Annotated in this window: 28 protein-coding genes and 2 pseudogenes; 23 read left to right on the forward strand and 7 right to left on the reverse strand. The window is 41.5% G+C overall.

Features of this window, described 5'->3' with window-relative positions:
* The first annotated feature begins 101 nt into the window (after positions 1-101).
* Both AC07M3_RS08645 and AC07M3_RS08650 read left to right on the forward strand, forming a co-directional pair.
* Positions 102-974, forward strand: a complete 873-nt coding sequence (locus AC07M3_RS08645; RefSeq protein WP_092710363.1) for an acyl-CoA thioesterase — start codon at positions 102-104, stop codon at positions 972-974.
* Positions 975-1,082: 108 nt separating this feature from the next.
* Positions 1,083-2,348 (forward strand): dicarboxylate/amino acid:cation symporter, encoded by a 1,266-nt coding sequence (locus AC07M3_RS08650; protein WP_035359955.1) that lies wholly within the window; start codon positions 1,083-1,085, stop codon positions 2,346-2,348.
* A 49-nt stretch (positions 2,349-2,397) separates the two neighbouring features.
* On the opposite strand, the gene AC07M3_RS08655 is transcribed toward AC07M3_RS08650, so the two are convergent.
* The 7 genes and pseudogenes from AC07M3_RS08655 to AC07M3_RS08685 form a co-directional block, all read right to left on the reverse strand.
* Positions 2,398-3,348 (reverse strand): metal-dependent hydrolase, encoded by a 951-nt coding sequence (locus tag AC07M3_RS08655; protein ID WP_494566936.1) that lies wholly within the window; start codon positions 3,346-3,348, stop codon positions 2,398-2,400.
* Between the two features lie 124 nt (positions 3,349-3,472).
* Entirely contained in the window at positions 3,473-4,249 is a 777-nt protein-coding gene (gene yihA / locus AC07M3_RS08660; protein ID WP_092710353.1) for a ribosome biogenesis GTP-binding protein YihA/YsxC, read from the reverse strand.
* Between the two features lie 100 nt (positions 4,250-4,349).
* The gene (locus AC07M3_RS08665; RefSeq protein ID WP_004639536.1) at positions 4,350-4,787 is read right to left on the reverse strand and encodes an RrF2 family transcriptional regulator; all 438 of its coding nucleotides are present in this window, start codon (positions 4,785-4,787) and stop codon (positions 4,350-4,352) included.
* A gap of 87 nt (positions 4,788-4,874) precedes the next feature.
* A complete protein-coding gene (locus AC07M3_RS08670; protein ID WP_004639534.1) occupies positions 4,875-5,639 on the reverse strand; it encodes a globin domain-containing protein in 765 nt (254 codons plus the stop codon).
* A gap of 2 nt (positions 5,640-5,641) precedes the next feature.
* Positions 5,642-5,793, reverse strand: a pseudogene (locus AC07M3_RS08675) (hypothetical protein).
* Positions 5,783-7,330, reverse strand: coding sequence for a helicase HerA-like domain-containing protein (locus AC07M3_RS08680; RefSeq protein WP_494566935.1), 1,548 nt, complete (start codon positions 7,328-7,330; stop codon positions 5,783-5,785). Before AC07M3_RS08680 ends, AC07M3_RS08675 begins: the two are co-directional and overlap by 11 nt.
* 43 nt (positions 7,331-7,373) lie before the next feature.
* Complete coding sequence (locus AC07M3_RS08685; RefSeq protein ID WP_494566934.1) at positions 7,374-8,564, reverse strand: PLP-dependent transferase; 1,191 nt, start codon at positions 8,562-8,564, stop codon at positions 7,374-7,376.
* Positions 8,565-8,732: 168 nt separating this feature from the next.
* Between AC07M3_RS08685 and AC07M3_RS08690 the strand changes: the two genes are divergently transcribed.
* The 21 genes and pseudogenes from AC07M3_RS08690 (at position 8,733) to rpmD (ending at position 18,398) form a co-directional block, all read left to right on the forward strand.
* The gene (locus AC07M3_RS08690) at positions 8,733-9,461 is read left to right on the forward strand and encodes a type 1 glutamine amidotransferase (RefSeq protein WP_035358201.1); all 729 of its coding nucleotides are present in this window, start codon (positions 8,733-8,735) and stop codon (positions 9,459-9,461) included.
* Between the two features lie 252 nt (positions 9,462-9,713).
* Positions 9,714-10,025 (forward strand): 30S ribosomal protein S10, encoded by a 312-nt coding sequence (gene rpsJ, locus AC07M3_RS08695; protein WP_000070912.1) that lies wholly within the window; start codon positions 9,714-9,716, stop codon positions 10,023-10,025.
* A gap of 58 nt (positions 10,026-10,083) precedes the next feature.
* Entirely contained in the window at positions 10,084-10,722 is a 639-nt protein-coding gene (gene rplC, locus AC07M3_RS08700; RefSeq protein WP_004639526.1) for a 50S ribosomal protein L3, read from the forward strand.
* A gap of 11 nt (positions 10,723-10,733) precedes the next feature.
* A complete protein-coding gene (rplD, locus tag AC07M3_RS08705; protein ID WP_003653663.1) occupies positions 10,734-11,336 on the forward strand; it encodes a 50S ribosomal protein L4 in 603 nt (200 codons plus the stop codon).
* On the forward strand, positions 11,333-11,653 hold the full coding sequence (gene rplW, locus AC07M3_RS08710; protein ID WP_003653662.1) for a 50S ribosomal protein L23: 321 nt from the start codon (positions 11,333-11,335) through the stop codon (positions 11,651-11,653). The genes rplD and rplW overlap by 4 nt, the downstream gene beginning before the upstream one ends.
* A gap of 11 nt (positions 11,654-11,664) precedes the next feature.
* Positions 11,665-12,489: a 50S ribosomal protein L2 gene (gene rplB, locus AC07M3_RS08715; protein ID WP_004789629.1), complete on the forward strand. Its 825-nt coding sequence runs from the start codon at positions 11,665-11,667 to the stop codon at positions 12,487-12,489.
* A gap of 13 nt (positions 12,490-12,502) precedes the next feature.
* Complete coding sequence (rpsS, locus tag AC07M3_RS08720; RefSeq protein ID WP_001138119.1) at positions 12,503-12,778, forward strand: 30S ribosomal protein S19; 276 nt, start codon at positions 12,503-12,505, stop codon at positions 12,776-12,778.
* Positions 12,779-12,789: 11 nt separating this feature from the next.
* Positions 12,790-13,119, forward strand: coding sequence for a 50S ribosomal protein L22 (rplV, locus tag AC07M3_RS08725; protein WP_004639524.1), 330 nt, complete (start codon positions 12,790-12,792; stop codon positions 13,117-13,119).
* Position 13,120: 1 nt separating this feature from the next.
* Positions 13,121-13,937: pseudogene (gene rpsC, locus AC07M3_RS08730) on the forward strand (30S ribosomal protein S3).
* Entirely contained in the window at positions 13,877-14,290 is a 414-nt protein-coding gene (gene rplP, locus AC07M3_RS08735; RefSeq protein ID WP_002049688.1) for a 50S ribosomal protein L16, read from the forward strand. Before rpsC ends, rplP begins: the two are co-directional and overlap by 61 nt.
* Positions 14,290-14,487: a 50S ribosomal protein L29 gene (gene rpmC, locus AC07M3_RS08740; RefSeq protein WP_000849928.1), complete on the forward strand. Its 198-nt coding sequence runs from the start codon at positions 14,290-14,292 to the stop codon at positions 14,485-14,487. The genes rplP and rpmC overlap by 1 nt, the downstream gene beginning before the upstream one ends.
* Positions 14,484-14,741 carry a 30S ribosomal protein S17 gene (gene rpsQ / locus AC07M3_RS08745; protein ID WP_001291845.1) on the forward strand — a complete coding sequence of 86 codons (258 nt, stop codon included), beginning with the start codon at positions 14,484-14,486 and terminating at the stop codon, positions 14,739-14,741. Before rpmC ends, rpsQ begins: the two co-directional genes overlap by 4 nt.
* 92 nt (positions 14,742-14,833) lie before the next feature.
* Positions 14,834-15,202: a 50S ribosomal protein L14 gene (gene rplN, locus AC07M3_RS08750; protein ID WP_001982634.1), complete on the forward strand. Its 369-nt coding sequence runs from the start codon at positions 14,834-14,836 to the stop codon at positions 15,200-15,202.
* Between the two features lie 9 nt (positions 15,203-15,211).
* Complete coding sequence (gene rplX / locus AC07M3_RS08755) at positions 15,212-15,529, forward strand: 50S ribosomal protein L24 (protein ID WP_002116820.1); 318 nt, start codon at positions 15,212-15,214, stop codon at positions 15,527-15,529.
* Between the two features lie 15 nt (positions 15,530-15,544).
* On the forward strand, positions 15,545-16,081 hold the full coding sequence (gene rplE / locus AC07M3_RS08760; protein ID WP_003653658.1) for a 50S ribosomal protein L5: 537 nt from the start codon (positions 15,545-15,547) through the stop codon (positions 16,079-16,081).
* A gap of 9 nt (positions 16,082-16,090) precedes the next feature.
* Positions 16,091-16,396, forward strand: a complete 306-nt coding sequence (gene rpsN / locus AC07M3_RS08765) for a 30S ribosomal protein S14 (RefSeq protein WP_003653657.1) — start codon at positions 16,091-16,093, stop codon at positions 16,394-16,396.
* Between the two features lie 11 nt (positions 16,397-16,407).
* Positions 16,408-16,803 carry a 30S ribosomal protein S8 gene (gene rpsH, locus AC07M3_RS08770; protein ID WP_003653656.1) on the forward strand — a complete coding sequence of 132 codons (396 nt, stop codon included), beginning with the start codon at positions 16,408-16,410 and terminating at the stop codon, positions 16,801-16,803.
* Between the two features lie 13 nt (positions 16,804-16,816).
* Positions 16,817-17,350: a 50S ribosomal protein L6 gene (rplF, locus tag AC07M3_RS08775; RefSeq protein WP_003653655.1), complete on the forward strand. Its 534-nt coding sequence runs from the start codon at positions 16,817-16,819 to the stop codon at positions 17,348-17,350.
* A 14-nt stretch (positions 17,351-17,364) separates the two neighbouring features.
* Positions 17,365-17,715 carry a 50S ribosomal protein L18 gene (gene rplR / locus AC07M3_RS08780; protein WP_494566933.1) on the forward strand — a complete coding sequence of 117 codons (351 nt, stop codon included), beginning with the start codon at positions 17,365-17,367 and terminating at the stop codon, positions 17,713-17,715.
* A gap of 2 nt (positions 17,716-17,717) precedes the next feature.
* A complete protein-coding gene (gene rpsE / locus AC07M3_RS08785; RefSeq protein WP_003653653.1) occupies positions 17,718-18,215 on the forward strand; it encodes a 30S ribosomal protein S5 in 498 nt (165 codons plus the stop codon).
* 6 nt (positions 18,216-18,221) lie between these two features.
* Positions 18,222-18,398: a 50S ribosomal protein L30 gene (gene rpmD, locus AC07M3_RS08790; protein WP_003653652.1), complete on the forward strand. Its 177-nt coding sequence runs from the start codon at positions 18,222-18,224 to the stop codon at positions 18,396-18,398.
* Position 18,399: the final 1 nt, after the last annotated feature.

The raw sequence follows: 18,399 nt of genomic DNA on the forward strand, positions 1-18,399 counted from the left end.
GACTGATTGTTCCATGTGCAAATAGTTTTTTATGGCACAATAGATTCTACACATCTGTCCTTTAATACGATTTTTTTACCTGAAATATGAAGGTATCTCTCATGAATGCGTTAACCCAAGAACTTGTCGAGCTTTTGACTTTAGAAAAGCTAGAAGAAAATATTTACCGTGGTATCAGTCGGAATCTGGTCGGTAAACGTGTCTTTGGTGGACAGGTTTTGGGTCAGGCTTTACGTGCAGCATCTTATACAACTGATCGCCCAGCGCATTCTTTACATGCATATTTTTTGTATGGTGGCGATATTAATGCCCCAATTATCTATGAAGTAGACCGTTTACGGGATGGGAAGAGCTTTGTAAGTCGTCAAGTTCGTGCGATTCAGCATGGGCGAGTAATATTTTCAGCTATGGTTTCTTTTGCTAATCCGGAAGAAGGTTTGAACTATCAACATCAAGAACCCGAGTATCCTGCACCAGAAACGCTTAAATCTGAAAATGAGCTGAAACAAGGTATTCTAAACTTTGTACCTGAAAATGTTCGTGCTAGCTTTATGCGCGAGCGTCATGTAGAAATTCGTCCAATTGATCCAGTAAATCCATTTCAGCCGCAACCAGAAGCTCCATATAATGCGCACTATATCCGCACGCATGACCGTATTCCAAAACAATTAGATGATATTGCTTTACATCAAGCGATTGTTGCCTTTTATTCAGATTTTACCTTAATGACAACGGCTTTAAGACCGCATGGGCTGAGTTATATTTCTCCAAGTTTGCAATGTGCAAGCATTGATCATGCAATTTATTTCCACCGCCCACTGCGTGCAGATGAGTGGATGTTGTATGACATGGAAGCAACGGTAAGCGCAGCTTCACGCGGTTTAAACTTCGGTCGTATGTGGCAAAATGGTCAGCTTGTATGCAGTACAGTACAAGAGGGTTTAATCCGTTTGCGGGAAATTGAAACGCAATAGATTCCTCGAAAAAGCCATCTAACCAGATGGCTTTTTTCTTTTTAGGGAAACGATGTGACAAAAAATTGCTCGAATGAAAAGCAAGCTCATGTCATATTGTAAAAAGGTATGCCAACTGAAAAAAATAATGCTGATATGAACTTAAATACACAAATTCTGATTGCCGCCATTTTAGGTTTAGCCTTTGGTTTCCTACTCACAATGTATCCAGACACTGCTTTTGTAAAGCATAGTTTATATGGGCTTGGAATACTAAGTAGTGTTTTTATTGGGCTCCTTAAAATGCTTTTGGTACCTTTAATTTTTAGTTCGATTGTTGTAGGTGTATCCAATCTACAGGCAGGCGGACAGTTAGGGCCAGTCTGGAAAATCACATTTTTATGCTGTTTAACTACAACCACTTTAGCCTTAATTTTAGGCATCAGTTGTGCTCATTTATTTGAAGTTGGACGTGGCATAGATATTTCTATTTTCCAGACATCTATGCAAAATTATCAAGCGCCAGATAGTTTGAACCCTGCCAGTTTTTTCACGAATTTTATTCAAAATACTTTAATTAATCCATTTAAAGCGTTTAGTGATGGTAACGTTTTAGCTGTCGTAGTCTTTGCTTTATTCGTCGGTGTCGCTTTGGTGCAGGGTGGGGAACGTTTCAAAAGTATTCGTTTATTGAGTCACCAATTCTTTGAAATGATGATGCTGCTGGTTGGCTGGGTGATGAAATTAGCGCCGTTGGGTATTTTTGCTTTGTTAGCAAAGTTAATGGCAACAGAAGATATTTCAGTATTAAGTCGTTTGGCTGAATTCGCGGTCGTTGTAACAGGCACAACCATTTTTCATGGTGCTGTTGTTTTACCACTACTGCTTTGGATTTTCGGTCGCATGAGTCCTTGGACTTTTTTCAAAGGGACTCGTACAGCACTGATTACTGCATTTGCAACCAGTTCTAGCTCTGCCACTATGCCGCTTAGTATGAAGTGTGCGCAAGAAAACTTAGGCGTACGCCCGCAAACAGCAGGATTTGTTATCCCATTAGGCACACAGTTAAACATGGATGGTACTGCACTATATGAAGCGGCAGCTGCATTGTTTGTGGCAAATTTGGTGGGTCTAGATTTAAATCTGACACAACAAATTATAGTGTGCTTAACAGCAATGATTGCATCACTGGGAGCCCCAGGAATTCCAAGTGCGGGTATGGTCACCATGATTATGGTTTTACAGTCTGTGGGTTTGCCTGCTGAGGCAATTGCAATTTTACTTCCGATTGACCGTTTGTTAGATACAGTCAGAACGGTGGTAAATGTGCAGGGTGATATGATGATTAGTGTGGTTGTAGACCGTTATACGAAAGATAAAGATATCAGTGTCTAACTATCTATAGATCAAAAAAAGCAGGATTTTGAATCCTGCTTTTTTTATTTTAAGCAGCTTGAAGCTCTGCTCTTTTTGCTGCTGGAGATTGCGATAAATAGCTAACCGCATCTTCAGTGCTGCCTTCTTTGACTGGATCATACCAAGGCATGAGGTAATCAATTTGCTGAGCAATAAGCCAGAGTGGGTTAGGTAAAACCTGATTATCTTTTCGGCTAATTTTGTACCACTCTAAAGTAACCCACACTGGAAAAAATCTAGATTTAGCCGCATCTGCAAAACGTGGATCTTGTTTCATAATATGTGCAGCGCCATCTACCCATAATCCAAGTACAAGTGTGATAACAGCAAGACTCATATAGTAGCGTGGAATATAACCGCCACCAAGATGACGATATAAATCAAAGGCAACCGTGCGGTGTTCAATTTCTTCTGAACCGTGCCATTTAACCAGATCCACCATTTCTGGATCTGCGCCTAGTTCTTCCCATCGCTCGTTATATAACGCATATTTACCCAACACGCAGGTCATATGCTCAACAGTTGCAATAACTCCTAAACGGAATAGATCCCACTGTTTTTCTAAAATTTTTGGAACTACTCTATCAAAAGGTTTATCTGCCAAAGCGATAGTAAATAGATAATTCATAATGTCCAGATTTCTCTGGATATCAATATTACGTGCGCTTAAATATTCTTTGTTTGCAGAAGTGTGAGCATTGGCATGCATAGCTTCCTGACGGATAAATGCCTGTACATCCTGCTTGAGTTTTTCATCTGTAATTTGCGGTAAAACCTTATTATACAAACGGCAAAACCAGAACTCTCCAGCAGGCAAGATATTATTAATTTCATTAATAAAATAACTTGCGAAAGGTTGATTAGGAATCCAGTCGACAGGGGTATCTTTCCAGTCAAATTTTACTTTACGTGGAAGAATTTTATAATCAATAGAAGAACCTAAAGCCTTGTTCTTCAAAAAAGATAACAATTTCATCATTTATTCCTGATTTTTAACTCGATGAAGTTAAGAATGAGTATAAAAAAAGCCCCTACATTTGTGTTTAGCAATAGGGGACAATTGAGTATAAATTTAATGAAGAAATTGTATCTGTGAGGATAATTTAGCTTTCAGCATCCTCATCTGTCGCTTCAGGGATTGAATCGACATCAAATTCGGGCTGTTGATCAAGCGTAAAATGCAGGCGTCCACCCATGACACTTGCAAGCTCTTCCAAACCTAATTTATTAAGTGAAGAGAAAAGCTGAATAGAAAAATCAAGCTTCATTTTTTTAAGTTGCTGTTTAACTTCAAGTAATACTTTATTTGCAGGACCGCGATTAAGTTTGTCTGCTTTTGTTAATAGAATATGAACAAAGAGATGACGTGAATAAGCCCATTCCAGCATCATCATGTCAAAATGTTGTAGAGGATGGCGAATATCCATAAGTAGCACTAAGCCTTGTAAGCTTTGGCGATGGATCAGATAGTTTTCTAATTCCTTTTGCCACACCTTTTTCATATCTTCAGGTACAGCTGCATAACCGTAACCTGGAAGATCGACTAAACGCTGATCTGGGTTACCTAGACTGAAAAAGTTAATCATCTGGGTACGGCCTGGCTTTTTAGAAGCGCGGGCAAGTTGTTTCTGATTGGTTAATGCATTAATCGCACTAGACTTACCAGCATTTGAGCGCCCTGCAAAAGCAATCTCGTAGCCGCTATCTTCAACACAAAGTGCCAATTTAGGTGCACTCATTAGAAACTCAGCTTGGCGTAACCAGTTTAGTGATTGCACAGCATAGGCTGTGATCGCCGGATCTGGTGCTTTTTCATAGCTGATCTTTTGTTTGGGTGCGAGTCTGGCTTTGGTGTCTTTCGATTTTTCACTACGACGCATAAAAAATAACTTTTTAGATGAGAGGGCTCGTGCCTAGTATAAAGGAGCTTGGTTATTCTTGCTAATTTTCAATAAATCTACTTATGAAAATCAATAGAAGTCAGATTTGTAAAAAGGCAATAGGAGAGTCAGGTGGGGCAGACTTTGACTGTTGCAAAACCTCTCCAAGCGTGTATTGGTCTAGACTTTGGTAAAAGCTTTCTAAAGCTTGGTCAAGAATACCTTTTAAACCACAGTGACTTCGCAATACACAAGGTGGCGTATTGCATTCAACGATTTGATTGTCACCCTGTAATATTCGAACAATTGAACCTAAATTTGAGTTAAGTGCATCTGGATTTAAGCGAATTCCACCGCCTTTTCCACGAATGGTAATAATCCATTCCTGCTTACCCATGAAGTGAACAACTTTAACCAGATGGTTTTGTGAAACATGCAAATCTTTCGCGATTTCTGCAATCGTGTAGGGTGCATCACTTGGGCGTGCAACATACATTAATAGTCGTAATGCATAATCGGTAAATTTATTAAGCTGCATGATCACCAAAAATGGAAGAGATTAAAAGGATGATCATCTTAGCCTGAAAGTCTAAATATGAAAACTTTCAGGCAAGAGGTTTTTATATTAGAGCGTTAAAGGCGCTGAAACTTGAACTTGATCGCCAACTCTATAATGTTCAAGCAAGATATTCGCTACTGAGAACTCTGTATGGTTTTCTTCAGGCTGAACTTCAAAATGATATGAGTTGTTTTCCTGAGCTTCTGTAAATTTAAAAGCTTTCGGTTGTTCAAGCTGCTCATCTGGAACTTGTACTTTAACCGAAATAAAAGCATTTGCAGGTCCGCTAAGTACGTCTTCATGGTCAGTTGCTTTTAAGGTGAAACGTTTGCCAGATTCAAGAGGATCAATTTGAGTAATTTCAAATGAACGCCAGCCAGCCCATCCACCATTTAAGTTTTCAAGTTGTTCATATTTTTGTTTTTCAACGCCAATCAATATATCTGCCAATTGTAAATAAGCCTGTTTCCACGCCTCAATAAGTTCTGATTCAAATGGCACGTTGAGTACTTCACTAATTGAATGAAGTAAGTTGTCGCCAACAATTGCATATTGGTCTGGTTGAATATCTAAACTCACATGTTTCGTCGTAATACGCTCAACTGCTTTCGCTAAAACAGTAGGGTTCTCAATATTTTCTGCATAAGCAAGAACGGCAGCTGCAAGAGCACGAGGTTGACGTAAGCTAGTTTGGTCATCCAAGTTAAAAACATTTTTTAATTCAGGGTTGTTATTAAGCATACGCTTATAAAAGTATGTGGTCAGCGTAACGCCGTGTTCACGTAAAACAGGTACTGTAGATTTAACGAGTTCGATTTGTTGTGGAGTCATGGCTAGACCTTATTTATCTGGCTATATAAGATGTATTTAAAATACATCTTTAAAAAAACAATCGCAATAGATTTTTTATAAAAACCATAAAAAAATTAGGGAATATAAAATTCCCTAATTTAAAAGTGATATATCGAAGAAAGTTATTTACCAAATAGTGAACCTAGTAGGCCCCTTACTAATTTTTGACCTGTACTTCCCCCTAGACTGCGCGCGGCACTTTTTGCAAAAGTACCCACAATATCTTGCGTAAGCTTGGCCCGTTCACGTGCTGTTCGTTCTTCTTCTTTTTGCTGTTCACGTGCTAATCGCTCTTGTTCCTTTGCTTGCTGCTTTGCTAAAGTTTCTTGCTCTTTTTCTTGTTGTTTAGCAAGTTCAGTATTTTGTTGTTGTTGCTCACGTTCAGCGACTTTATTTTGTAGCATTTCATAAGCGCTATCACGATCTACAGCTTGTTCATAAATACCAGCAATAATACTTTGTGAGATTAGAGTTTGACGCTCTTCTGGAGTGATTGGTGTAAAAGCAGAGTAAGGAGGCATCACCCAGCCACGTTCTACAATTTGTGGCGTACCTTGCTCATCAAGACAACTAATGAGCGCCTCACCAACAGCCAGTTCGGTAATGGCTTCATCAACTTTAAAGTTTGGATTGGCACGGAACGTATCTGCTGCGGTTTTTACTGCTTTTTGATCTTTAGGCGTAAATGCACGTAACGCATGTTGAATGCGATTGCCAAGCTGGCCAAGAACACTTTCTGGTAAATCGAGTGGATTCTGAGTAATAAAATAGATGCCAATACCTTTAGAGCGAATTAAGCGTACAACTTGCTCAATCTTTTCTTGTAATGCTTGACTGGCATTGTCAAATAATAAGTGAGCCTCATCAAAGAAAAACACGAGTTTGGGTTTGTCCATATCGCCAACTTCTGGAAGCTGTTCAAACAACTCCGAAAGCATCCATAACAAGAAAGTGGCATATAGCTTAGGCGTATTCATCAGCTTGTCAGCAGCAAGAATATTGATATAACCATGTCCATTTGCATCGGTTTGTATAAAGTCCAGAATGTTTAAAGCCGGCTCACCAAAAAATTGTTCACCACCTTGGTCTGCAAGAGCAAGTAAGTTACGCTGAATAGCGCCTAAGCTAGCCGGAGATAAATTGCCATATTCTGCTTTAAACTCCGCTGCATGTTCACTAACGAAGGTGATCATGGCTTTTAGGTCTTTAAAGTCTACTAACAGTAGGCCCTGATCATCCGCAATTCGAAAAACTGCAGCTAATACACCTTCTTGAGTATCATTTAAATTGAGCATACGAGCCAATAAAATTGGCCCAATCTCAGAAATAGTAGTGCGAATAGGGTGGCCTTGCTGGCCGAACAGATCCCAGAAAACGACAGGGTTAGCAGCAAAAGGAACGCTATCAATCTGTAATAATTTTAGACGTTCATTAAACTTATCTGAAGCCTCACCTGATTTTGCGAGACTCGAAACATCGCCTTTAGCATCGGCAAGAAATACAGGAACGCCGATTCGAGAGAAACTTTCTGCTAGAACTTTTAAAGTAACTGTTTTACCTGTACCTGTTGCACCTGCAATTAGGCCATGGCGGTTAGCAAACTGAGAAAGCAAAACAATTTCTTTTGATGTGTCATTCAGATTTTTAGCAATAACAATCGGTGTACCCATATATTTTTATCCTTTGGTTCGAGCCACTATAATGTTGTCGTTTTTACAGTTGTTTCAGTGCATTTTCGATATCTTGGATTAAATCTTGCGGATCTTCCAGTCCTATACAGAAGCGAACTAATAAACCTTGTTGTAAATGTGTATTCTCAAGTTTTCTCATCATTTTTAAATCATAAAGCATGATCAGGCTAACTGGTCCTCCCCAGCTAAAACCGAGTTTAAATAACTCTAATGCATCACAGAAGCGACGTACTGCGGTAATGTCATAATCTGGTTTGAAAATAACGCTGACTAAGCCAGCACTTTGCCCATTTGTGCAGATTTCTTGCCAATATTGATGGCCTGGGGCGGTCTCATCACTTGGATGTAGAACTTGTGCAAATTGAGATTGGTCTTTTAGCCATTTAAGTAAAGTTTGAGCATTGGCTGATTGTTGTTCATAGCGTAAAGACATATGAGCTAGACTGCGTTGGACTTGAGCCGCATCGTCTCCTGAAACTGCAATACCTAAAATGGCATGCGTACGGAACAGACGATGATGGAGTTTATCATCACGAGTTACAATGCTACCCATTAAGATGTCACCGCCACCGCTCGGATATTTGGTTAGAGCATGGACGGTTAAGTCGACTGATAGGTGTTCATCTGAAAAATTAAAAGCATTAAACGCAAGCCCGGCTCCCCAGGTGTTATCTAATGCTGTTAATACACCATGTTTTTTAGCTTTTTTGACTAGATTTTTAAGATCGGGGAATTCTAAAGTAACCGAACCCGCAGCCTCCAACCATAATAGTTTACTTTTTTCAGTCGGTTGAAAACTTGAAGCGTCAATAGGGTTATATACTTTAACAATAACGCCATATTGATTTTGTAGATGATTTAAATGTTCTAGATTAGGCCCATAAATGTTGTCTGGGACCCATACCTCATCATTAGTGCTTAAAAATGCTGAGTTCACAACATTAATTGCTGATAGGCCACTCGGTGCAAGCAAACAATGCAGTCCACCTTCAATTTGTGCAATATTGTCGCCTAAGGTGAAGGTGGTCGGGGTGCCATGCGTGCCATAGCTATAGTCGTAATCATCAGTCCAATGGCGATCAAAAAGGTGCGAAGTTGATTTAAAAATAATAGTGGATGCACGAAATAAGGGTGGTTGCACTGTTTCGATAAATTGCGGAGCCTTTCTTGGTGCGTGAATGAGGCGAGTCTGGAAGTCGTTATGCTTTTTCATAGTGCGTTGCATTTTAGATAATAAAGTTAGATTAAGAGAAATTTAAGTTCTTCGCTAGATTTACGAAGTTTTATAAGACGTTTCGTTACAGTAGACCCATAAAATAAAAACTTGGCTTTATTTTTGCAAAGACCACTACAACATTCTAACAACAATAGGTTTAAGCGCATGAAGTCGCATTTACGAGTTCACTATTTTCAACACATTGCAGGTGAGGGATTTGGAAGTTGTTATTCATTTTTAAAAGCCCATCACGCGACCATTAGCTCTACGGAGTTTTTTGCACTTCCGGTTGATCGATCACTTGAAATAGAGGCTTTACCCAGAATCGAAGAAGTTGATTTGTTACTGGTCATGGGTGGAACGATGAGTGTAAATGATGAGGCAAATTTTCCATGGCTAAAGATAGAGAAAAGATGGTTGCGCCGTTATTTGGCAGCAGGAAAGCCTGCTATTGGTCTTTGTTTAGGGGGGCAACTGATTGCTAATGCATTGGGCGCGGCGGTGAGCCGTAATCGCTATCAGGAGCTTGGCTGGTCAACGGTCCAGAGAGTTGCAAATTTACCTCAAGAAAGCTTTCCGTTACCTGAAAAGATAAATGTTATGCAATGGCATAGTGAGACATTTGAAATACCTAAAGGCGCTATACATTTGGCGGAGAGCAGGGCTTGTCGCAATCAGATGTATCAGATTGGGAAAAATGTACTTGGCTTTCAGTTTCATCCAGAGATGACACCAGCAGCTTTGGCGCTGTTACTTGAAGATGAAGAGGAGTTGTCTATTTTTGACGGAGAATATGTTCAATCTACGCGTGAACTACAGTATTCAGAAGCACAAAAATTTGAGCAAGGCAATCAACTCCTAAATAAAGCTATTGAGTTTGTAATAAATGCCTAGATGAACTCTGAATGCTCGATCAAAGCAGGTTTTGTGGAGAAAATAGAAAAAGAGAATTGCATAAGACTTAAACAATCGTTATAATGAGCGACCCTCAATAGGAGGGGCATTTGCTGCGAAGAAAGTGGCAAATGTGCATTACAGTCGTGGCATCGATCATGACCTTAGTGATTTTCACTGCCTTTGACACTTACCAATGGGTGAGATGCGTCAAGGGTGATTCTTTATATGTTTGGCTTGGAGTTTACTGGTATGTCTAACCAGAGAATTCGTATCCGTTTGAAGTCTTTTGATCATCGTCTGATTGATCAATCTGCTCAAGAGATCGTAGAAACCGCTAAGCGTACTGGCGCACAAGTTTGTGGTCCAATTCCGATGCCTACTCGCATCGAACGCTTCAACGTTCTTACTTCACCGCACGTTAACAAAGATGCGCGTGACCAGTACGAAATCCGCACCTACAAACGTTTGATCGACATCGTTCAACCTACAGATAAAACTGTTGATGCATTGATGAAATTAGATCTTGCGGCTGGTGTTGATGTTCAGATCGCTTTGGGTTAAGGCTTTCGGTTGATTAACTTTTAAGTTAATTAGGCCGCTTTTTTAGAGGTTTATGCACATGGCTATTGGTTTAGTCGGTCGCAAATGTGGTATGACTCGCATCTTTACAGATGCAGGTGTTTCTGTACCTGTTACAGTCATCGAAGTCGATCCAAACCGCATTACGCAAATCAAAACACTTGAAACTGATGGTTATCAAGCTGTTCAAGTAACTACTGGTGAACGTCGCGAATCTCGCGTAACTAACGCTCAGAAAGGTCACTTTGCGAAAGCTGGTGTTGCTGCTGGTCGTTTAGTTAAAGAGTTCCGTGTTACTGAAGCTGAGCTTGAAGGTCGTGAAGTTGGCGGTACTATTGGTGTTGATTTGTTCACAGTTGGTCAAGTTGTTGACGTAACTGGTCAATCAAAAGGTAAAGGTTTCCAAGGTGGTGTTAAGCGTTGGAACTTCCGTACCCAAGACGCTACTCACGGTAACTCAGTTTCTCACCGTGTATTAGGTTCTACAGGTCAAAACCAAACTCCTGGTCGCGTGTTCAAAGGCAAAAAAATGGCTGGTCACTTAGGTGATGAACGCGTAACAGTACAAGGTCTTGAAATCGTATCTATTGACGCTGAACGTTCTGTTTTAGTTGTTAAAGGTGCAATTCCTGGTTCAACTGGCGGTGACGTGATTGTACGTCCTACCATCAAGGCCTGAGGGGAAATACCGTGAATTTGAAAACTGTTTCCGGCTCTGCTGTTGAATTGTCTGAAGTTGCTTTCGGACGTGAATTTAACGAAGCTCTTGTACACCAAGTTGTTACTGCTTATTTAGCAGGTGGTCGTCAAGGTACTCGTGCTCAGAAGTCACGTGCAGACGTTTCTGGCGGTGGTAAAAAACCATTCCGTCAAAAAGGTACTGGTCGTGCTCGTGCGGGTTCTACTCGTAGTCCTATCTGGGTTGGTGGTGGTAAAACTTTTGCTGCTCGTCCACAAGATTGGTCTCAAAAAGTAAACCGCAAAATGTACCGCGGTGCAATGCAATGTATCTTAGCTGAACTTGTTCGCCAAGATCGTCTTGTATTAGTTGAAGAGTTTGCTATTGCAGCTCCAAAAACTAAAGAATTGCTTGCTAAGCTTGGCGATTTAAATGCCGCTCGTGCATTGATCGTTACTGAAGCTGTAGATGAGAACTTATATCTTGCAGCACGCAACCTTCCGCATGTAGATGTGGTGGATGCAACTGCAATCGATCCTGTAAGCTTGATCGCGTTTGATAAAGTTGTTATGTCTGTAGCTGCTGCTAAGAAAATTGAGGTAGAACTCGGATGAACAACGAACGTATCTATCAAGTCCTTAAAGGACCAGTCTTCTCAGAAAAGGCACAAGTTTTAGGTGATACTGTTGGCGTTCAAGTATTTAAAGTAGATATTAATGCTACTAAACTTGAAGTTAAAAAAGCAGTTGAAAAACTTTTTGGTGTAGAAGTTGTTAAAGTTAACACTACTATTACTAAAGGTAAAACTAAGCGCTTTGGTAAAACATTGGGACGTCGTTCTGATGTTAAAAAAGCATACGTCACCCTGAAAGCCGGCCAAGATGTTGAAATGGCTGACTTGGGCGATACCGCTGAAAGCGCAGCGGAATAAGGACGAAAATTATGCCGATTCAAAAATGTAAGCCAACGTCTCCAGGACGTCGCTTTGTAGAGAAAGTGGTTCATGATCACCTTCACAAAGGCGCGCCTTACTCACCGTTGGTTGAAGCAAAAAAACGTACTGGTGGTCGTAATAATAACGGTCACATTACAACTCGTCACGTTGGTGGTGGTCATAAGCAACACTATCGTATCGTTGACTTTAAGCGTAATAAAGACAGCATCCCAGCTGTTGTAGAGCGCATTGAATACGATCCTAACCGTACAGCACATATTGCTTTGTTGAAATATGCTGATGGTGAGCGTCGTTATATCATTGCACCTAAAGGCTTACGTGCTGGCGATAAAGTACAATCTGGTAACGATGCTCCAATTCGTCCAGGTAACTGCTTGCCACTTCGTAACATGCCGATCGGTTCTACACTTCATAACGTTGAACTTAAAATTGGTAAGGGTGCGCAATTAGCGCGTTCTGCTGGTGCTTCTGTTCAGTTGTTGGGTCGTGATGGTTCTTACGCAATTGTTCGTCTTCGTTCAGGCGAAATGCGTAAAATTCATGTTGAATGCCGCGCTGTAATTGGTGAAGTTTCTAACCAAGAAAACAACCTTCGTTCATTGGGTAAAGCTGGTGCTGCGCGCTGGCGTGGTGTTCGTCCTACCGTACGTGGTATGGCGATGAACCCAGTTGATCACCCGCACGGTGGTGGTGAAGGGCGTAATAAAGGTATTCAACCTGTAAGCCCATGGGGTCAAAAAGCTAAAGGGTACAAGACACGTACCAATAAGCGTACGACTAAGATGATTATTCGCGACCGTCGCGTCAAGTAAAGGAATCTGACTAATGCCTCGTTCTCTGAAAAAAGGCCCATTCGTCGATGCGCACTTGTTCGCTAAGGTTGAAGCGGCTGTTGCTAGTAACTCTCGCAAGCCGATTAAAACTTGGTCTCGTCGTTCGATGATCCTTCCAGATTTTGTTGGTTTAACAATTTCTGTTCATAATGGTCGTAATCACGTTCCAGTAATTGTTACTGAGCATATGGTTGGTCATAAACTCGGTGAATTCGCGCCAACTCGTACCTATCGTGGTCACGGTGTTGACAAGAAGTCTAAACGTTAATAGGTGTCATGATGGAAGTAACTGCTAAATTACGCGGTGCCGCTATCTCGGCACAAAAGGCACGTTTGGTTGCAGATCTTATTCGCGGCAAATCTGTTGCGCATGCTTTAAATATTTTAAACTTCAGCAATAAAAAAGCTGCTGTTTTAGTAAAAAAAGCATTGGAATCTGCGATTGCAAACGCTGAACACAATAACAGTTTAGATGTTGATGATCTTAAAGTTTCTACGATTTACGTTGATGAAGGCGTTAGCCTTAAACGTATTATGCCACGTGCTAAAGGCCGTGCAGATCGTATTACTAAGCGTACTTGTCACATCACCGTTAAGGTAGGGGTTTGATATGGGTCAGAAGGTTCATCCAATCGGTATCCGCCTAGGTGTTGTGAAACGTCATAACGCTAACTGGTATGCGAGTCCGAAACAATACGCTGAATACTTGCTTAAAGATCTTCAAGTTCGTGAGTTTTTAAATAAAAAACTTAAGAATGCGATGATCAGCAACATTCTTATCGAACGTCCATCAGGCGCTGCTAAAGTAACAATTAGCACAGCTCGTCCTGGTATCGTAATCGGTAAAAAAGGCGAAGATATTGAGAAATTACAGCGCGAACTTACTAGCATTATGGGTGTTCCTGCGCAAGTAAGTATCAACGAAATTGATCGCCCAGACTTAGATGCGCGTTTAGTTGCTGAAGCAATTGCTTCTCAATTAGAAAAGCGTGTAATGTTCCGTCGTGCTATGAAGCGTGCGGTTCAAAACACTATGCGTGCTGGTGCTAAAGGTATCAAAGTTGAAGTGTCTGGCCGTTTAGGTGGTGCAGAGATTGCTCGTACTGAATGGTATCGTGAAGGTCGTGTACCTTTGCATACATTGCGTGCAGACATTGACTATGCAACTGTGCGTGCAGAAACAACTTACGGTACGATTGGTGTTAAAGTTTGGATTTTCCGTGGCGAGATTTTAGGTGGCATGAAACAAGTCATGAACCCTGCTCCTGCTGAAGATCGTCCAGCTAAACGTGGTCGTGGTCGTGGTGAAGGTCAAGAGCGTCGTGGTCGTCGCGGTGACCGTGCTGCTGACAAGGGAGAATAATCCATGTTGCAACCTAAACGTACCAAATTCCGTAAGGTGCACAAAGGCCGTAATACTGGTCTAGCGCATCGTGGTAGTACAGTATCATTTGGTTCGATTGCAATTAAAGCAACTGAACGTGGTCGTATGACTGCGCGTCAGATTGAAGCTGCACGTCGTACTATTAGCCGCCGTATTAAGCGTGGTGGTAAAATCTTTATTCGCGTATTCCCGGATAAGCCAATTACTCAAAAGCCTCTTGAAGTGCGTATGGGTAAAGGTAAGGGTAGCGTGGAATACTGGGTTTGCCAGATCCAACCAGGCAAGATCCTGTACGAAATTGAAGGTGTGAACGAAGAATTAGCGCGTGAAGCATTTGCTTTAGCTGCTGCTAAACTTCCGTTTAAAACCACTATCGTGACTCGGACGGTAATGTAATGAAAACTAAAGATTTACGTGAAAAGTCGGTAGAAGAGTTGAAAGCTTTGCTTGATGAGCAACAGCTTAACCAATTCCGTCTTCGTATGGCGAAAGCAACTGGTCAGTTGGGTAAATCGCACGAAGTGCAAGTTGCTCGTAAGACAATTGCTCGTATTAAGACACTCCTTACCGAAAAACAGGGGAACGGACAATGAGTGAAAAAACAGTCCGCACGTTAACCGGCAAAGTCGTAAGTGACAAAATGGATAAATCTATTGTTGTTCTTATTGAACGCCGCGTTCAACACCCGTTGTATGGCAAGTCAATTCGCCGTTCAACTAAGTTACACGCTCATGATGAGAATAACGTCGCTAAAATTGGTGATGTTGTGACCATTAAAGAAAGCCGCCCAATTTCTAAAACTAAAGCTTGGACTTTAGTGGAAGTAGTTGAAGCAGCTGCTGAGTAATTCGACGTTCTTGTTGCATCATCGGTCAATTTCGAGTACTCTTTGAGCCTTTCGAAATTGTGACCGGTGATGCTCGGTTTTGGAGTAGGGCAATGATTCAAACCGAAACTATGCTCGACGTAGCAGACAACAGTGGTGCTCGCCGCGTACAATGTATTAAAGTACTTGGTGGTTCACATCGTCGTTATGCTTCTGTTGGCGACATTATTAAAGTTACTGTAAAAGAAGCAATCCCACGCGCACGTGTTAAAAAAGGTGACGTGATGAATGCGGTTGTAGTTCGTACTAAATTCGGCATTCGTCGTCCAGATGGTTCTGTGATCCGTTTTGATGATAATGCTGCAGTTATCCTGAACAACAACAAAGCTCCGATTGCTACTCGTATCTTCGGACCAGTGACTCGTGAACTTCGTACTGAACAGTTCATGAAAATCATTTCATTGGCTCCTGAAGTTCTATAAGAGGCAATCATGGCTAAGATTAAAAAAGGCGATCAAGTTATTGTGATCGCAGGTAAAGAAAAAGGCAAACAGGGTACTGTATTGTCTGTTTCTGAAGACCGCGTTAAGGTTGAAGGCCTTAACTTAGTGAAGAAGCATCAAAAGCCGAATCGTGTAACTGGCGCTGAAGGCGGTATTGTTACTCAAGAAGCTTCGCTTCATATTTCAAACGTGGCAATTTTAAATGCTACAACCCAGAAGGCTGACCGTGTTGGTTACCAAGTGATTGATGGCGTGAAAACTCGCGTTTATAAATCAAATGGTGAATCAGTGGCGGTAGCGAAGTAATAGGTTGAAAAGGCGATGGCCAGACTTAAAGCACGTTACAATGATGAACTTAAAGCCAAGTTAAAAGAAGAACTTAGCGTTAAGAACGTGATGGAAATTCCACGCATCACAAAAATCACCCTAAACATGGGTGTAGGCGCAGCTGCAACTGATAAGAAATTATTAGACGGTGCTGTAGTCGACATGCAATTAATTGCTGGTCAAAAACCAGTAATTACACTTGCTCGTAAATCTATCGCAGGTTTTAAAATCCGTGATGGGTGGCCGATTGGTTGTAAAGTTACTTTACGTGGCGACCAAATGTACGAATTCTTGGATCGTTTGATCTCAATCGCAATCCCTCGTATCCGTGACTTCCGTGGTTTCTCTTCGAAATCATTTGATGGTCGTGGTAACTATTCAATGGGTTTGAAAGAGCAAATCGTTTTCCCTGAAATCGATTTCGATAAGATTGATCGTATTCGTGGTATGGATATTACTATTACTACGACTGCTCGCACCGATGACGAAGGCCGTGCGCTTATGCGTGCATTCGGCTTCCCGTTCAAATAAGAGGTCGATATGGCTAAGAAAGGTATGATTAATCGCGAATTGAAACGCGAAAAAACAGTTGCTAAATACGCTGCAAAACGTGCTGAATTAAAAGCTACAATTGCAAATGTAAACGCAACTGAAGAAGAGCGTTTCGAAGCGACGTTAAAGTTACAAGCATTGCCACGTAATGCATCTCCGGTACGTCTTCGTAACCGTTGTGGTTTAACTGGTCGTCCTCATGGTTACTTCCGTAAGTTCGGTTTAAGCCGTAACAAATTACGTGACACAGTAATGCAGGGTGATGTACCAGGCGTTGTTAAGGCAAGCTGGTAAGGAGCGACTAAATGAGTATGCAAGATACCGTTGCCGACATGCTAACACGTGTTCGTAACGCACAAATGGCTAAGAAACAAACTGTTTCTATGCCTTCTTCTAAGTTGAAAGTTGCAATTGCAAACGTTCTTCAACAAGAAGGTTATGTTTCAAATGTAGAAGTTGCTCAAGAAGAGACAAAATCTACTTTGACAATTACTTTAAAATATTTCGAAGGCAAACCAGTTATCGAAGTGGTTAAGCGCGTAAGCCGTCCAGGTCTTCGCCAATACCGCGGTAAAGATAAACTTCCAAGCGTTAAGCAAGGTTTAGGTATTGCAATTGTTTCTACAAGCAAAGGCATCATGACTGATCGCGCTGCACGTGCTGCGGGCGTTGGTGGTGAAGTTATTGCTTTTGTTTCTTAATAGGTGATTCCTCATGTCTCGTGTGGCTAAAGCCCCAGTAACTGTACCAAATGGTGTAACAGTTACTCAGAACGGCCGGCAGGTCGAAGTGAAAGGCAGCAAAGGTACGTTGTCTTTCAACCTGCATGCGCTGGTCGAGCTAAAACAGGAAGAAGGTAAACTTCAACTTGCTCCAGTTAAAGAATCGAAAGATGCTTGGATGCAAGCTGGTACTGCTCGCGCTGTATTGAATAACCTTGTAAAAGGGGTTAGTGAAGGCTTCGAACGTAAGTTGCAGCTAGTTGGTGTTGGTTATAAAGCTGCGGTTAAGGGTACTGTTGTAAACCTTAACCTTGGTTTTTCACACCCAATTGACTACGCTTTACCTGAAAGTGTAACAGCGGAAACTCCAACTGCAACTGAAATCATTTTGAAATCAGCAAACAAGCAGTTGTTAGGTCAAGTAGCGGCAGAAATCCGTGCGTATCGTTCTCCTGAACCATATAAAGGTAAAGGTGTTCGTTATTCGGATGAAGTCATTCTTCGTAAAGAAGCTAAGAAGAAATAAGGCGCGAGGTTCTTATGAACGAAAAGAAACAAACCCGTTTGCGTCGTGCGAAAAGCACACGCTTGCACATCCGTGCATTGGGTGCGACTCGTTTGTGTGTAAACCGCACTCCGCGTCACATCTATGCTCAAGTTATTTCAGCAGATGGTGGCAAAGTTTTAGCACAAGCTTCAACTTTGGATGCATCTTTACGTAGCGGTACTACAGGTAATGTAGGTGCGGCTACTAAAGTAGGTGCTTTAATCGCAGAGCGCGCGAAAGCAGCTGGTGTAACTAAAGTTGCATTTGACCGTTCTGGTTTTAAATATCATGGTCGTATCAAAGCCTTGGCTGATGCTGCTCGTGAAAACGGCTTGGAGTTCTAATCATGGCTAAAGTTGAACAAAACGAAGGTCTTGTTGAAAAGCTGGTTGCCGTTGATCGTGTAGCCAAAGTTGTTAAGGGCGGTCGTATCTTCTCTTTCACAGCATTAACTGTTGTGGGTGATGGTAATGGTCGTGTTGGTTTTGGTCGTGGTAAAGCACGTGAAGTTCCAGCTGCTATTTCTAAAGCACTTGAAGCTGCACGTCGCAACATGATTACTGTAGACCTTGCAGGTACTACTTTACAACACCCTGTGAATGCTCGTCATGGTGCAAGCCGTGTATATATGCAACCTGCTTCTGAAGGTACTGGCGTAATCGCTGGTGGCGCAATGCGTGCCGTTCTAGAAGCTGCAGGCGTGCATAACGTACTTGCTAAATGTTATGGTTCTACTAATGCTGCTAACGTAGTAAACGCAACTTTCAAAGGTTTGCGTGATATGACTTCTCCTGAGAAAGTCGCTGCGAAACGTGGTAAATCAGTAGCAGAAATTCAAGGGTAATCAATCATGAAAACGATTAAAGTTACCCAGACTAAATCTTCTTCACATCGCTTGAAAAATCACAAGCTTTGCTTACAAGGTTTAGGTCTGCGTCGTATTGGTCATACTGTAGAAGTGCAAGATACGCCTTCTAACCGCGGTATGGTCAACAAAGTCTACTATATGGTTAGTGTAGAGGAATAAG

The organism is Acinetobacter sp. GW821-FHT09D10 (assembly GCF_059416285.1).

What these genes read in the sequence shown, in the direction of transcription:
- yihA (WP_092710353.1), bottom strand. Translation starts at nt 4,249, where the DNA reads ATGCGTCGTAGTGAAAAATCGAAAGACACCAAAGCCAGACTCGCACCC.
- rpsQ (WP_001291845.1), top strand. Translation starts at nt 14,484, where the DNA reads ATGAGTGAAAAAACAGTCCGCACGTTAACCGGCAAAGTCGTAAGTGAC.
- rplR (WP_494566933.1), top strand. Translation starts at nt 17,365, where the DNA reads ATGAACGAAAAGAAACAAACCCGTTTGCGTCGTGCGAAAAGCACACGC.
- rplF (WP_003653655.1), top strand. Translation starts at nt 16,817, where the DNA reads ATGTCTCGTGTGGCTAAAGCCCCAGTAACTGTACCAAATGGTGTAACA.
- rplX (WP_002116820.1), top strand. Translation starts at nt 15,212, where the DNA reads ATGGCTAAGATTAAAAAAGGCGATCAAGTTATTGTGATCGCAGGTAAA.
- AC07M3_RS08685 (WP_494566934.1), bottom strand. Translation starts at nt 8,564, where the DNA reads ATGAAAAAGCATAACGACTTCCAGACTCGCCTCATTCACGCACCAAGA.
- rpsJ (WP_000070912.1), top strand. Translation starts at nt 9,714, where the DNA reads ATGTCTAACCAGAGAATTCGTATCCGTTTGAAGTCTTTTGATCATCGT.
- rpsN (WP_003653657.1), top strand. Translation starts at nt 16,091, where the DNA reads ATGGCTAAGAAAGGTATGATTAATCGCGAATTGAAACGCGAAAAAACA.
- rplP (WP_002049688.1), top strand. Translation starts at nt 13,877, where the DNA reads ATGTTGCAACCTAAACGTACCAAATTCCGTAAGGTGCACAAAGGCCGT.
- rpmD (WP_003653652.1), top strand. Translation starts at nt 18,222, where the DNA reads ATGAAAACGATTAAAGTTACCCAGACTAAATCTTCTTCACATCGCTTG.
- rpsE (WP_003653653.1), top strand. Translation starts at nt 17,718, where the DNA reads ATGGCTAAAGTTGAACAAAACGAAGGTCTTGTTGAAAAGCTGGTTGCC.
- rpsS (WP_001138119.1), top strand. Translation starts at nt 12,503, where the DNA reads ATGCCTCGTTCTCTGAAAAAAGGCCCATTCGTCGATGCGCACTTGTTC.
- rplV (WP_004639524.1), top strand. Translation starts at nt 12,790, where the DNA reads ATGGAAGTAACTGCTAAATTACGCGGTGCCGCTATCTCGGCACAAAAG.
- AC07M3_RS08680 (WP_494566935.1), bottom strand. Translation starts at nt 7,330, where the DNA reads ATGGGTACACCGATTGTTATTGCTAAAAATCTGAATGACACATCAAAA.
- rplC (WP_004639526.1), top strand. Translation starts at nt 10,084, where the DNA reads ATGGCTATTGGTTTAGTCGGTCGCAAATGTGGTATGACTCGCATCTTT.
- AC07M3_RS08690 (WP_035358201.1), top strand. Translation starts at nt 8,733, where the DNA reads ATGAAGTCGCATTTACGAGTTCACTATTTTCAACACATTGCAGGTGAG.
- rpmC (WP_000849928.1), top strand. Translation starts at nt 14,290, where the DNA reads ATGAAAACTAAAGATTTACGTGAAAAGTCGGTAGAAGAGTTGAAAGCT.
- AC07M3_RS08650 (WP_035359955.1), top strand. Translation starts at nt 1,083, where the DNA reads ATGCCAACTGAAAAAAATAATGCTGATATGAACTTAAATACACAAATT.
- rplW (WP_003653662.1), top strand. Translation starts at nt 11,333, where the DNA reads ATGAACAACGAACGTATCTATCAAGTCCTTAAAGGACCAGTCTTCTCA.
- rplE (WP_003653658.1), top strand. Translation starts at nt 15,545, where the DNA reads ATGGCCAGACTTAAAGCACGTTACAATGATGAACTTAAAGCCAAGTTA.
- AC07M3_RS08665 (WP_004639536.1), bottom strand. Translation starts at nt 4,787, where the DNA reads ATGCAGCTTAATAAATTTACCGATTATGCATTACGACTATTAATGTAT.
- AC07M3_RS08645 (WP_092710363.1), top strand. Translation starts at nt 102, where the DNA reads ATGAATGCGTTAACCCAAGAACTTGTCGAGCTTTTGACTTTAGAAAAG.
- rplB (WP_004789629.1), top strand. Translation starts at nt 11,665, where the DNA reads ATGCCGATTCAAAAATGTAAGCCAACGTCTCCAGGACGTCGCTTTGTA.
- rplN (WP_001982634.1), top strand. Translation starts at nt 14,834, where the DNA reads ATGATTCAAACCGAAACTATGCTCGACGTAGCAGACAACAGTGGTGCT.
- AC07M3_RS08655 (WP_494566936.1), bottom strand. Translation starts at nt 3,348, where the DNA reads ATGATGAAATTGTTATCTTTTTTGAAGAACAAGGCTTTAGGTTCTTCT.
- AC07M3_RS08670 (WP_004639534.1), bottom strand. Translation starts at nt 5,639, where the DNA reads ATGACTCCACAACAAATCGAACTCGTTAAATCTACAGTACCTGTTTTA.
- rpsH (WP_003653656.1), top strand. Translation starts at nt 16,408, where the DNA reads ATGAGTATGCAAGATACCGTTGCCGACATGCTAACACGTGTTCGTAAC.